Annotated in this window: 11 protein-coding genes; 7 read left to right on the top strand and 4 right to left on the bottom strand. The window is 62.2% G+C overall.

Features of this window, described 5'->3' with window-relative positions:
• The first annotated feature begins 143 nt into the window (after positions 1–143).
• From WJM78_RS09030 to WJM78_RS09020, 3 genes are read left to right on the top strand one after another with little or no spacing between them, the layout of a single operon-like run.
• Positions 144–1,109, top strand: a complete 966-nt coding sequence (locus tag WJM78_RS09030) for a tripartite tricarboxylate transporter substrate binding protein (protein WP_042034228.1) — start codon at positions 144–146, stop codon at positions 1,107–1,109.
• Between the two features lie 46 nt (positions 1,110–1,155).
• Positions 1,156–1,617: a tripartite tricarboxylate transporter TctB family protein gene (locus WJM78_RS09025; protein WP_339015221.1), complete on the top strand. Its 462-nt coding sequence runs from the start codon at positions 1,156–1,158 to the stop codon at positions 1,615–1,617.
• Positions 1,618–1,626: 9 nt separating this feature from the next.
• Positions 1,627–3,159, top strand: coding sequence for a tripartite tricarboxylate transporter permease (locus WJM78_RS09020; RefSeq protein ID WP_339015219.1), 1,533 nt, complete (start codon positions 1,627–1,629; stop codon positions 3,157–3,159).
• Between the two features lie 109 nt (positions 3,160–3,268).
• Here the strand turns inward: WJM78_RS09020 and WJM78_RS09015 are convergent, their stop codons facing one another.
• The 4 genes from WJM78_RS09015 to WJM78_RS09000 all read right to left on the bottom strand — a co-directional run bounded on the left by WJM78_RS09015 (position 3,269) and on the right by WJM78_RS09000 (position 8,508).
• Positions 3,269–3,943, bottom strand: coding sequence for a response regulator (locus WJM78_RS09015; RefSeq protein ID WP_339015217.1), 675 nt, complete (start codon positions 3,941–3,943; stop codon positions 3,269–3,271).
• Positions 3,944–5,527: a sensor histidine kinase gene (locus WJM78_RS09010; RefSeq protein ID WP_339015215.1), complete on the bottom strand. Its 1,584-nt coding sequence runs from the start codon at positions 5,525–5,527 to the stop codon at positions 3,944–3,946.
• Positions 5,524–6,735, bottom strand: coding sequence for an ROK family transcriptional regulator (locus WJM78_RS09005; RefSeq protein ID WP_042034221.1), 1,212 nt, complete (start codon positions 6,733–6,735; stop codon positions 5,524–5,526). Before WJM78_RS09005 ends, WJM78_RS09010 begins: the two co-directional genes overlap by 4 nt.
• A 105-nt stretch (positions 6,736–6,840) precedes the next feature.
• Complete coding sequence (locus tag WJM78_RS09000) at positions 6,841–8,508, bottom strand: methyl-accepting chemotaxis protein (protein ID WP_339015213.1); 1,668 nt, start codon at positions 8,506–8,508, stop codon at positions 6,841–6,843.
• A 129-nt stretch (positions 8,509–8,637) separates the two neighbouring features.
• Between WJM78_RS09000 and WJM78_RS08995 the strand changes: the two genes are divergently transcribed.
• The 4 genes from WJM78_RS08995 (at position 8,638) to glpC (ending at position 13,562) form a co-directional block, all read left to right on the top strand.
• Positions 8,638–9,093, top strand: a complete 456-nt coding sequence (locus tag WJM78_RS08995) for a YchJ family protein (RefSeq protein WP_339015211.1) — start codon at positions 8,638–8,640, stop codon at positions 9,091–9,093.
• A gap of 194 nt (positions 9,094–9,287) precedes the next feature.
• Positions 9,288–10,982 (top strand): anaerobic glycerol-3-phosphate dehydrogenase subunit A, encoded by a 1,695-nt coding sequence (gene glpA / locus WJM78_RS08990; protein WP_339015209.1) that lies wholly within the window; start codon positions 9,288–9,290, stop codon positions 10,980–10,982.
• Entirely contained in the window at positions 10,979–12,256 is a 1,278-nt protein-coding gene (gene glpB, locus WJM78_RS08985) for a glycerol-3-phosphate dehydrogenase subunit GlpB (RefSeq protein WP_339015208.1), read from the top strand. The genes glpA and glpB overlap by 4 nt, the downstream gene beginning before the upstream one ends.
• Before the next feature lie 103 nt (positions 12,257–12,359).
• Entirely contained in the window at positions 12,360–13,562 is a 1,203-nt protein-coding gene (gene glpC / locus WJM78_RS08980) for an anaerobic glycerol-3-phosphate dehydrogenase subunit GlpC (RefSeq protein WP_042034214.1), read from the top strand.
• Positions 13,563–13,647: the final 85 nt, after the last annotated feature.

The following is a 13,647-nucleotide window of genomic DNA, read 5'->3' as shown; positions in this document are numbered from 1 at the left end:
GCCTAACCAGACGAAGCCTCTCATACCGCCATGACCAGAATGAACACAATGACCACAACAGCCTTAATGGCCATTACGGTCAGATTGTTTTACAACCCATCGCGATTAATTAACCTTCCCGCAACAATCCAAAGGAGTACACCATGTTGCAAGGAACCCTCAAGCGCACCCTGCTCTGCTGCCTGCTTGGCGCCAGCCTCGGCGTGCAAGCCAAGATAGATGAGATTCATTTCCTGATCCCGGGTGGCGCCGGCGGTGGCTGGGACAACACAGCCCGGGGCACGGGCGAGGCGCTAACCAAGTCCGGCCTCATCACCACCGCCTCCTATCAGAACATCTCGGCCGGTGGCGGCGCCAAGGCCATCGCCCACCTGATCGAGACCTCGGCCCAGTCCAACAAGACGCTGATGGTCAACTCCACCCCCATCATCGTCAAATCCCTCTCCAAGGAGCTACCTCAATCCTTTAGGGATCTCACCCCGGTCGCCGCCATCATTGCCGATTATCAGGCGCTGGCCGTGCCGCTGGACTCCCCCTACCAGAACTGGCCCCAGCTGCTGGCAGCCTATGAGGCCAACCCCGCCAAGGTGAAGATAGCCGGCGGCTCCGCCCGTGGCAGCCTGGATCACCTGGTGGCGGCCATGACCTTCAAGAATGCCGGGGCGGATGCCAGCAAGCTGCGTTACGTGGCCTATGACGCCGGCGGCAGCGCCATGGCAGCGGTGCTCTCAGGGGAAACCCAGGTGCTCTCCACCGGCTTTGGCGAGGCGATGGAGGCGGTCAAGTCCGGCCAGATGCGGATCCTCGGTGTCACGGCACCCGAGCGCATGCCGGATGCCAGCGAGATCCCCACCTTCAGCGAGCAGGGTAACCCGACTGTCTTTGCCAACTGGCGCGGCTATTTTGCCTCCCCCGCCGTCAGCGTCGAAAAATCCGCCGAATTCGCCGCCCTGCTCAAGCAGATGTACGACAAGCCAGAGTGGGAAACGGTCAGGGCCCGCAACAGCTGGACCAATCTCTACCAGTCCGGTCCCGAGTTCATCGCCTTCCTCAACCAGCAGGAGCAGCAGATTGGCGGCCTGATGCGCGAGCTCGGCTTCATCAAGTGATCCCTCAACCTGTGGCGGGCCAGTCCCGCCCATCGGAGTCATCGTCATGCACCTGACCAAGGAGCGATTCGGAGGGCTGCTGTTTTTGCTGCTCTCCCTCGCGTACGGCTATCACGCCACCCTGATCCCCGGCTACCCGGGGGACGAATATGAACCCTTTACCGCCAGCACCCTGCCCTATGCCCTGGCTGGCGTCGGCACCCTGCTCTCCCTGCTGCTGATCTGCTTTCCGGGCGGGGAACGGCTGCAGCGCGAAACGGGCAACTGGCGGCTGGTATTTGCCCTGCTGCTGCTGATGCTGGTCTATGGGCTGGCCCTCGGCTGGCTCGGCTTTGTCATCGCCACCACCTTGTTCCTCATCGGCGGGATCCGCTTGATGGGCGAGCAGAGCCTCGCCTTCGCCTGCAAGGTAAGCCTGCCCTTCACCCTCATCTTCTGGGCACTGCTGACCAAAGGGCTCAACGTTTACCTCGAGCCGGGTCGGCTATTCACGCAACTGCTGGGATAAGGAGAATCCATGTTAGACGGCATTTTGCAAGGACTGGGCACCGCCATGATGCCCATCAACATCTTTATGGTGATCGTCGGCTGCTTCGTCGGCACCTTCATCGGCATGCTGCCGGGCCTCGGGCCGGTCACCGCCATCGCTCTGATGATCCCCATCACCTACGGGCTGGATCCGGCCTCCGGCATCATCTTGATGGCCGGGGTCTACTACGGCTCCATGTTTGGGGGATCCACCTCCTCCATCCTGATCAACACCCCGGGCTGCTCGGCCAGCATGATCACCGCCATCGACGGCTATCCGCTGGCCTGCAAGGGACAGGCGGGCAAGGCGCTGGCCATCGCCGCCTACGCCTCTTTCACCGGCGGCACCCTGTCCGCCATCTTCCTGATGGTGGCGGCCCCCCTGCTCGCCAAGGTCTCCCTCTCCTTCCAGTCAGCAGACTACTTCGCCCTCATGGTGCTGGGGCTCTCCGCGGTGGCGGCGTTTGCCGGCAAGGGCCAGGTGCTCAAGGCACTGATCATGGCGCTGTTCGGCATCATGCTCTCCACTGTCGGCATCGACCGCAGCGTCGGGGTGGACAGGTTCACCTTCGGCCTGCCGGACTTGCGCGATGGCTTCTCCTTCCTGTTGCTGGCCATGGCCACCTTCGCCCTGGCGGAGATCCTGATGACGGTATTGCGCCCGGGCAAAGACACCAGCAAGGAGGAGGCGAGCAAGATCCAGCAACTCGGCTCCCTCAAGCTGAGCAAGGCCGAGGTAAAAGAGATAGCGCCGCCCATAGCGCGCTCCTCGGTGATGGGCTTTCTTATCGGTGTGCTGCCGGGCGCTGGCGCCACCATCGCCTCCTTCATGGCCTATGGCGCCGAGCGCAACTTCGCCAGCAAGCGCAGGCAGGAGGAGTTCGGCAAGGGCAGCCTGACCGGTATAGCCGCACCGGAGGCGGCCAACAACGCCGCCTCCAGTGGCGCCTTCGTGCCCCTGCTGACTCTGGGGATCCCGGGCTCGGGCACCACGGCGCTGATGCTGGGGGCACTCATCGCCTACGGTATTCAGCCAGGCCCGCGCCTGTTCATGGAGCACCCGGAGGTATTCTGGTCGGTGATCATCTCCATGTATCTGGGCAACGTGGTGCTGCTGATCCTCAACCTGCCGCTCATTCCCTATCTGGCCAAGATACTGCAGGTGCCGCGCCCCGTGCTCATTCCCATGGTATTGCTGTTCTCGCTGATCGGGGTCTACCTGGTCTCTTTCAACACCATGGACATCTATGTGATGGTACTGGTAGCGCTGATCGCCATCGGCCTGCGCCTGCTGGACTTCCCCATGGCCCCCATGCTGCTCGGGTTCATTCTGGGGGGCATGCTGGAGGATAACCTGCGCCGGGCCCTGGTGATCAACGACGGCTCACTGAGCTTCCTGTGGGAGCGACCCATTACCCTCGGCTTCACGCTGGTGACTCTGGTGATGCTGCTGTTGCCAGTCTGGCAGTGGTGGCAGTCCCGTCGTGCACCGGCTGCCAGTCTGCAGTCCGATCCGACCTGAATCCAGGGTTTTCATGAAGCAAAAGAGCGCCGAAAGGCGCTCTTTTTATGGGGCAATTCCCATGCTGCCAGCATATCGCGACTGGCAGCTTGGTGCTGGCGCATCCGTGTTAGCGCTTCTGTATTGACTGATAGCGCCGCTCCGGCCGGCCCACAGTGCCATATTCCAGCTCCGGGCTCGCCAGCTGCTGACCCACCAGAAACTCCAGATAGCGGCGCGCCGTGGTACGGCTCACCCCCACCCGGTTGCCTATCTCCTCGGCGCTGGCCCCGACACTGGTCAATGCCGCCAGTACCCGTTGCAAGGTGAGCGCGTCTATTCCCTTGGGCAGGCCACCGGCCGCCACCTGCTGTAGCGGTGTACCAAACAGGGCATCCACCGCCTGCTGATCGATATCGGCAAGGGCCGCCAGGGCGGCGCGGCTCTCGGCATAGTTGCCCAGGGTATCGCGTAGCCGCTCGAACACCACGGGTTTGAGGATAAAGTCCACCACCCCGAGCCGCATCGCCTCCTGCAGGGCGCTCGCCTCCCGCGCAGCAGTGAGCAAGATCACATCCAGGCTGGCCCCCGCCTGGCGCAGTTCACGCAAGAGGGAAAAGCCTTCACCATCCGGCAGCCACACATCCAGCAACACCAGATCGGGTTGGAGGATGGCTATCTGCTCTCTGGCATCGAACAGGGTGAGCGCCACCCCCAGCACCTCGAAGCCCGCCAGCCGCTGCACGAATCGAAGGTGGATCTCGGCGATGGCCGGATCATCTTCGACGATCAGGATCTTGATCACTCACACCTCCTTGGGAATGTAACAGACGACGCAACTTCCCTGCGCCGTGGCTTCGATGGTGATGGTCCCCTGCAGAGCATCCAGGGTCTTGCGCACCAGGGAGAGGCCGATGCCGTGACCGGGCTCGACCTTGCTGCTGACGCCGCGCTCGAACAACCTGTCCGCCAGGGCGGGATCTATGCCGCCCGCCCCGTCTTCCACCTCCAGAATGAGATCCTGGCCGAGATCGCTCAACGAGACCCGGATCGGCTGATAAGGCGCGCCGTGGCGACGGGTCGCCTCGAAGGCATTGTCGATGAGATTGCCCAACACTGTCACCAGCTGGGAACCGCTGACACGAAGGGGAATGTCGTGCAGATGAGCCTCCGCGTCGACCTCCAGCATCAACCCCAGCTCATGGGCCCTGTGATACTTGCCAAGCAGCAGCCCTGCCACCTTGGGCTTGGCGATGGCCCCCATCAGGAAGCTGAGCAGGGTCTGCTCGGTAGCAGCCTCCCGCCCGATGAAGGCGAGCGCCTCCTGGGTGGCACCGAGCTCGATCAGGCCGGCAATGGTGCCGAGCTGGTTGTTGTGTTCGTGGGTCTGTACCCGCAGCAAGTCGCTGTAGGCCTGCACCTGGGAGAGCTGAGCACTGAGCTCGGCCAGCTCATCCTTGCGCCTAAAGCTCGACACGGCGCCGATCAGCTTGCCGTCCCGCACCAGCGGCAGCCGGTTGACGATGAGCTGCTGACCGTTGAGCACTATCTCTTCATCAAACTGGGGACGGGGATCCTGAATGAGGGAGAGCATGCGGCTCTCCGGCAACAAGCGGGTGATGGGCTGGCCTATGGCCGTCCTCGCCGCCTGCTCGTCGAGGCGCAACAACCGGATGCCATTGGGGTTGAGGGAAGTGAGCCGCCCCTGTTCATCTATGGTGAGGATCCCTTCACGCACCGTGCGCAGGGTACAATCCAGCTCCGCATAGAGGCGCCCGATCTGCTCGGGCTCGAACCCCAGCAGGGCCCGCTTGTAGCGGCGTGCCAGCCAGGCAGCAGCGGCGCTGTTGAGCAAGACGATAATCAGAGTCATCGCCAGACCAAAGCGCAGAAAACCCTGCAGATCCGCATCAATGTCGCGCACCAGATAACCGACCGACACCACGCCGATGACCTGTTCCATCTCGTCGCGGATTGGTCCCTTGCCGCGCACTGAAACCCCGAGCGATCCCTCAGCCCGGGAGGTGTAAGCCTCCCCTTGCTGGGCTCGCTTGGGATCGTCACCGACCATGGGCTGGCCGATGCGATCCGCATTGGGGTGCACCAGCCGCCGCGCCTCCTTGTCGCCGATGACGATGTAACTGGCGCCAACCTCGGCGCGGATCCGCTCCACCAGCAGGTTGAGCCGGGCGGTATCACCCCGCTTCACCCCGGCGATGATCCCGGGTTCACGAGCCACCAGCCGCGCCACGTCGAGGGCCTGATCCCCCACCTCGCGGTAGCGCTGCTCGGAAACGTAGTAGTAGCTGGCCCCGCTCAGCAGCACCAGTTGCAGCAGACTGACCAGACAGAGCATCAGCAGGAAGCGTCCTTGCAACCCGAGTCTCATGCCTCCTTGTCACCTCGCAACAGGTCGAGCAGCAGGCTGCCGTCGCGCAGGACCTTGTGCACCTGCACCGAGGTGGGCTTGGTGGGATCTTCGTAAAAGTGGGTAGACTCGATTTGCAGCCGTACCAGGTATTCGGCCGGCAACTGGCTGGCCAGAGACTGGTGCAGCATGGGGAACAGCAGCCGATCGGCGCGGGTTATTTCCCCCCCCAGCAGCAGCTTGCCCGGATTGAGCAGGCAGATGAGGTTGGAGAGCACCCGTGAGAGACGACCGGCCGCCTGATGCAATATGTCCTGGCACAGGCTGTTGCCCGCCAGCGCCAGCTCGCACAGCTCGCGGATGGTAACGCTCTCGGGCAGATCATGCTCCTGCATGCGTTCACGCAGCTCCCGGTATTGCGCCTCCAGTGCCTGATTGGTCACCAGGGTACAGGCGCAGCCAAAGCCACCGCAGTAGCAACGCTGGCCATAGGGCTCGAGCTGCAGGTGGCTGAGATCGCCGAGCAGGGCCGACTCGCTCTCGATGAGCTGGCCATTGACTACCATGCCGACACCTATGTCGTTGTGCACGAACACCAGCACCGCATCGGCGCAGTTTTTGGCGGCCCCCCACTCGCGCTCGGCCTGGATCCAGGTGCGCACGTCGCCACTGACCAGCACGGGTACTTCGAACGCCTGTTGCAGGGTGGGGCCAAGCGGCCAGTTACGCAGATCATAAAAGGGGAAATGCTTGACCATGCCGGAGTGGCGCTCCACCTGCCCCGGCAGGCACAGTGCAATACAGGCAAGGCGCAGCGCTTTCTTTGGCAGGAAACCCTGGATGGCGCGCACCAGGCTGACCAGCAGGTCGGCACGCTCAGCCTCGCTGAAGGTGTGACGATGACGGGCGAGGGAGCGACCGGCCAGATCGAACAGGGCCATGTCCACATAGCCACGGCCAAGCCGCATGGAGAGGAACTGGAAGCGACGCTCGTTGATGCGCAGCAGGGTCTGACGGCGACCACGGCCCACCGAGCTCTCGCCACAGGTCACCACCAGACCGCCATCGAGCAGTTCACGGGTGATCTTGGTGATGCTGGCCGGAGAGAGGCCGGTCAAACGGGACAGATCGGTACGGGACAGCTCCTTGTGCTCCTCCAGGCTGGCGTAGACCAGACCATAGTTGAGCTGACGGATCAAATCGATACTGCCTTTCACGATCTCATTCATAGGATATGGGTTAACGAAAAGAGCGGATGGTGACAATTTTCCCACATTCTCCGCCAATCCCCAAATTTGCCGTCTGGAAATCACGTCCAGACGGCAAAAATGCGATCAGTAGCGGAATTGGGAGACAAGTTTGCGCAATTTGTCACCCGTGCTGGCCAAGTCGCGGGTGGTACTGTTGGACGCCACAGCCGCATCGGTCAGCTCGCTGACGATCTGCTGTATGGCCACCAGGTTCTTGTTGATCTCCTCGGAGACCGCATGTTGCTCCTCGGCCGCCGTCGCTATCTGTATGTTCATATCATTGATGGTGCTGACCGCCATCACCATGCTGTCGAGGGAGGTGGCGATATGGCTCGCCTCCTGTACCGTCTCCTGGCTGCGCTCCTCGCTGGCCTGCATCACGTCTACCGCCTGTTTGACACCGCTTTGCAACCGCTGCAGCATCTCGTTGATCTCCTTGGTGCTCTGCTGGGTACGGCCCGCCAGGGAGCGCACCTCGTCCGCCACTACCGCAAATCCGCGCCCTTGCTCGCCCGCCCGCGCCGCTTCGATGGCGGCGTTGAGTGCCAGCAGGTTGGTCTGTTCGGCAATGCCGCGAATGACCTCAACCACGGAGCCTATCTTGCCGGTCTCGTGCGCCAGCTGCTCGATAACGCCGGAGGCGGTATGCACCTCGTCCACCAGTCGGTTGATGCTGTTGATGGCGGAATCCACCACCCCACGGGCGGCATCGGATTCGCGCGCTGCGTCGCTGGTAGCAGTGGCTGCGTTGGAGGCGCTGGCCGCCACTTCCTGAGCGGTGGAGCTCATCTCGGTCACGGCGGTGACCACCTGATCCGTCTCCCGGCTGTGGCCGTGCATCTGATGGTCATAGTGCTCGCTCAGGTGGTGCAGCTTCTCCACCGCACTGAAGAGATGATTGCTGGTCTCCCCCACCTGACTCACCACCGACTGGATCCGCTCGACGAAGCGGTTGAAGGCGGTGGCCAGCTGGCCAATCTCGTCATGACTCTGCACCTTGAGGCGCTGGGTCAGATCCCCCTCCCCGTCGGCGATGTCATTGAGGGCCGATACCGCATCTGCCAGCGGTCGGGTGACCCGATTGCCGATCAGCACTGTCACTGCCAGGGTTAATCCCAAGATCACCAGGATCAACAGCACACTGCTTTGCAAGGAGTTGTGCATGTTGCTCTCACGCTCGGCGCGCAGTGCCGCCAGCTCGTTGTCGATGTCATCGATGTAAAAACCCGTGCCGATGACCCACTGATACTTGTCGAGCACCAGGTTGAAGGAGAGCTTGGGCACATCCCGCCCGATGGAGGGCTTGGCGGTCCAGTACTCGGAGAAGCCATCCCCCTGGCGCGCCGCCTTGATGATCTCCTGGATCAACAGCTTGCCCTTGGCATCCTTGTCCTGCCAGCGGTTTTGACCCTCCATCTCGGGGCGGGTCGGCAGCAATACGGTATTGCCCTGAAAGTCATAGATGAAAAAATAGCCATCGCTGCTATAGCGCAATGGTCGCAGGATCTCGGTGACCTGCTTGCGCGCTTCCGGGGAGTCTGGCTGGTTGTAGACCCTGTCGACGGCCGTCTTGGCGAGCATCAGGTAGCTGCTGAGCAATGCCTTGCGATCCTGGATCGCATTCTCCCGCGCCACCACCAGATCAGCTTCCAAATCACTCTTGAACATCATGTAGTTGCTGAGGTTGACCACCAGGGCCATCAGGAGCACGGGGATAGCTCCCAGCAACAAAATTTTCTGCTTTAGCGTCATCTTTCACATCCTTACAGCTGTCTTTATTGGTGTTTCGTTCCTACCTAACCAGTATAGGGCGCTGGTCGGCAGGGACCCGCTTTCGCTACAATCCCCGCACCTCCTCTATCGACCCTGATGGGCTGACATATGAAAAAATGTCCTTGCGGTTCAACTCTTTCTTTCGAACTGTGCTGTGGATCACTGCACCAGGGGGCCGAGGCGCAGACCCCGGAGCAGCTGATGCGCTCCCGTTACAGCGCCTTCGTGCTGGGACTGGGCGACTATCTGGTGCACAGCTGGCACCCTGATCATCTGGGGGGATTGACGGCTGATCAACTCTCCCACACCGACACCCGCTGGGACGGGCTGGAGATCCTCGCCGCCCAAGGCGGCCCTTCGGACAAAACCGGCGTGGTGGAGTTCAAGGCCTGGTTCAAGGAGGGGGATGAGCGCCACTGTCTGCATGAGCGTTCCCGCTTCGTGCGCCATCAGGGACGCTGGGTCTACACAGATGGCGAGCAGGATCCGGCACCACTGCCGGCTGGTCGCAACGACCCTTGCCCCTGTGGCAGCGGCAAGAAGTTCAAGAAATGCTGTGGCTGAGTGACGGCTAACTCATGCAGAGGGGGCCCTGATGGCCCCTTCTCATTTAATACGGGAGTGTGACAAGAATCACGATTTGCTCATTATTTCGCACACAAATGAGCGTTTACGAGCATTAATTTGGCCCATATCAAACATTTTCGGCCCGAGAGGCGCCACACTGGCGTCATCTGGAAGAGATGAGACGGGCAACAATGAAAAGAATAACCACACAAGTCGTCATCATAGGGGGTGGCGCCACCGGAGCCGGCATCATGCGCGATTGCGCACTGCGCGGCATCGACTGCATCCTGCTGGAACGGGATGACATCGCCGCCGGCACCACCGGCCGCAACCACGGCCTGCTCCACTCGGGTGCCCGCTACGCGGTGACGGATCCGGAATCCGCCCGCGAGTGCATTCAGGAGAATCGCATCCTCAAGCGGATCGCCAGCCATTGCGTCGAGGAGACGGGCGGTCTCTTCGTCACCCTGCCGGAAGATGACATCAATTTTCAAAACACCTTCATGAATGCCTGCGCTCTGGCAGGCATAGATGCACGCCAGATGGATCCGTCTGATGCGCTGCGCCTCGAGCCCAACGTTAACCCGGCGCTGATCGGCGCCATTCAAGTGCCGGACGGCACTGTCGATCCCTTCCGCCTCGCCGCCGCCAACGTGCTGGATGCCAAAGAACACGGCGCGCGCATCTTCACCCACAGCAAGGTGCTGGGGCTACTCCGCACCCAGGATCGGGTCCATGGCGTCAAGGCCATCAACACCCGCACTGGCGAGGCGTTCGAGGTGGAGTGTCAGGAGGTGATCAATGCCGCCGGGATCTGGGGCCAGCAGATCTGCGAGTACGCCGATCTCGGCATCCGCATGTTCCCGGCCAAGGGTTCGCTGCTCATCATGGATTACCGCATCAACCAGATGGTGCTCAACCGCGCCCGCAAACCGGCGGATGCGGACATTCTGGTGCCGGGCGATACCATCTCCCTCATCGGTACCACCTCCAGCCGCATCGACTACCACAAGATTGACCAGCTCACCGTGGATCCTGACGAGGTGGAAGTGCTGCTGCGCGAGGGGATCAAGCTCGCTCCCATCATGGCGCGCACCCGTCTGCTGCGCGCCTACGCCGGGGTTCGCCCCCTGGTGGCGGTGGATGGCGACGAGACCGGCCGCAACATCAGCCGCGGCATAGTCCTGCTCGATCACAGCGATCGCGACGGCCTCAAGGGCTTCAACACCATCACCGGCGGCAAGCTGATGACCTATCGGCTGATGGCCGAGTGGGCCACCGACCTCATCGCCAAGAAGCTAGGCAACACCAAGCCGTGCCGCACTGCCGAACTCAGCCTGCCCGGCTCACGGGATCCGGAGAAGGTTTCCGCACCCGGTCTGTCGGTGCCGGTCGAAGGCTCCGCCCAATACCGCCACGGCGAGCGGGTCATCGCCTTCTTCCGTGACAATCCCAAGGCCAACGCCCTCATCTGCGAGTGCGAAATGGTCACCGCGGGTGAAATCGAATATGCCCTGCGCGAGCTGGACGTGGACAACCTCATCGACCTGCGCCGCCGCACCCGTCTGGGCATGGGCCCCTGTCAGGGTGAACTGTGCGCCTATCGCGCCGCCGGCCTGATGCAGGAGTATGGCAAGGCCGATGGCCGTCAGGCCTGCGTCATGCTGCGCCAGTTCCTGGAAGAGCGTTACAAGGGCACCCGCCCCGTGCTGTGGGGCGATGCCCTGCGTGAAGCGGAGTTTACCTACTGGATCTACGAAGGGCTGTTTGGTCTGGGAGAGTGGACGGCGCCCCATCTGGTGGCCGAGCCTCCCTTTCCTCTCGACCCCGTGACCAAGACAGAAGACCACAGCCAGGCCCCATTGGCTCAAGGAGTGCAGTCATGAAATTTGACAGTATCGTGATAGGCGGCGGCATGGCGGGCCTCTCGGCGGCGCTGCGCCTCGCCGAAGCGGGTCAGAAGACGCTGCTGATGGCCTCTGGCCAGAGTGCCCTGCACTTCTCCTCCGGCTCCATCGATCTGCTGGAGAGCGACGGCGATCCCCGCACCGCCCTGCCCGCCTTCATGGCCGAGCATCCGGATCACCCTTACAGCAAAGTAGGCCTGACCAACATAGAGGCAAGCCTTGCCGATCTGCAGCGCCACTGCCAAGAGCAGGGGCTGCCCCTGTTTCGCCAGGAGACCAACCACCAGCGGCTGACCCCCATAGGCACCCTGAAATCCACCTGGCTGTCGCCCCACACCTGCGCCTGCCTGACAGATGCACCGGCCCCCGATGCCATCTTGCTGGCTACCCTGGAAGGGTTTCGCGACTTTCACCCGGCGCTCGCGGCCGCCAACCTGGCGACCCATCCACGCTTCGCCCACTGCCACATCATGACGGGCGAAATTCGCCTGCCCCAGCTCGCCGAATTCAGCCGCAATCCCCACGAGTTTCGCTCTGCGGACATAGCCCGCCTGTTTGACAAACAACAGGGCGACCAGCCCGATCTGCTGGCAGATCTGGCTCGCGAGATCTGCCGCATAGTGCACGAGAGCAGCGATCCCGGTTGCCGCCATGTTGTATTGCCCGCCTGCCTGTCGCTGGGGCTGGTCGGCCCCCGTCTGGCGGAGCTGGAAAAACGCACCGGCTGCATCATCAAGGAGGTGGCGACCATGCCGCCGTCACTCATCGGCATGCGGATGCAAGAGGCCCTCAAGCGCCGCTTCCTGGCCCTTGGCGGCACCTTCCTCACCAGCGAACGGGTGCTGGGCGCCCGCTATGAGGGGGACAGAGTCATAGGCGTACACAGCCAGAATGGCGATGACCAACTGTTCGAGGCGGACAACTTCGTGCTCGCCTCCGGCAGCTTCTTCAGTCGCGGCCTCGAATCCCGGCTGCGTGGCATTCGCGAGCCTATCTTCAATGCCGATGTGCTGAGTCTGGAGGAGCGTGACGCTTGGGCCGGTCGCCGCCTGTTCGACCACCACCCCTTCATGGGCTTCGGGGTCAAGACGGATGACACGCTGCGGGTAATGCGCGGCGGCAAGCCGCTCACCAACCTCTATGGTGCTGGCAGTGTATTGGCCCATTACGACCCCATTAAAGAGGGCTCCGGCTCCGGTGTCGCCGTTGCCACCGGCTGGCAGGCCGCCTGCCATATTCTGGCAGGGGTGTGAGATGCCAACCCTGCATTTCCTGACTGCGGGCCGTTCGCTGCCCGCTCGACAACCCCATTGCCGCGTCCCTTGCGCTTTCAATCCGGCCCGGGAGGAGTAAATCATGCTACTGGATCACGCCAACCAAACTTTCGATCAGTGCATCAAATGCACCGTCTGCACCGCCTACTGCCCGGTGGCCAAGGCCAATCCCGCCTACCCCGGCCCGAAACAGGCGGGCCCGGATGGGGAGCGGCTGCGCATCAAGAGCCCTGAGCTGTTCGACAGTGCCCTCAAGTACTGCACCAACTGCAAGCGCTGTGAAGTGGCCTGCCCGAGCGGGGTGCGCATCGGCGACATCATCGCCAAGGCCAAACACAAGTACAGCGGCTTCAAACCCGGGATCCGCGAATTCGTGCTCTCCCACACCGATCTGATGGGCGGCATGTCCACCCTGATGGCGCCCGTGGTCAACTTCACCACCGGGCTCAAGCCCATGAAGCTGGTACTGGACAAGGCGCTGGGGGTCTCCTCCCACCGCGACCTGCCCAAGTATTCGCAAGGCACCTTCCGCGGCTGGTACAAGAAGCAGAAAGCCAGCCAGGCCCAATATGAGCGCCAGATAGCCTATTTCCACGGCTGCTACGTCAACTACAACCACCCGCAGCTTGGCAAGGAGCTGGTGCAAGTGCTCAACGCCATGAACATAGGCATGCAACTGCTGGAGCGGGAGAAGTGCTGCGGTGTGCCGCTGATTGCCAACGGCTTCATGGACAAAGCCAAGCAGCAGGCGGCCTTCAACATCAAGCAACTGGAGAACACTCTGCTCGGCAACGAGATGCCGCTGCTGGCCACCTCCTCCACCTGCGGCTTCACCCTACGGGATGAATACCCCCACCTGCTGGAGCAGGACAACCACAAGGTGCGCGATCGCATCTCGCTGGTGACCCGCTTCCTGTGGAACGAGTTCTACAAGGGCAACAAACCGGCCATGAAGCCGCTGGACCTGCACATCGCCTACCATACCCCTTGCCACATGGAGAAGATGGGCGGCGTCATCTACACACTCGAATTGCTGCGCGCCATTCCCGGGGTCAAGGTGACGGTACTGGAGTCCCAGTGCTGCGGCATCGCCGGCACCTACGGCTTCAAGTCGGAGAACTACGAGACCAGCCAGGCCATAGGTGAAGGGTTGTTTGATCAGATAAACCGCCTCAAGCCTGATCTGGTCATCACCGACTGCGAGACCTGCAAATGGCAGATCGAGATGAGCACGGCATTTCGCTGCGAACATCCCATCCACCTTCTGGCTCAGGCGCTGGCATAAGGGACCACAGTGGCAGATGGATATAGAGATGAGCACTCCGATTTCCGCTGTGCACACCCCATCCACCTGCTGGCCCAGGCACTGG

Source organism: Aeromonas popoffii, from assembly GCF_037818705.1.
Classification (GTDB): Bacteria; Pseudomonadota; Gammaproteobacteria; order Enterobacterales; family Aeromonadaceae; genus Aeromonas; species Aeromonas popoffii.
The sequence above is the reverse complement of the archived record's forward strand: the minus strand, read 5'-3'. Positions and strand labels throughout refer to the sequence as shown.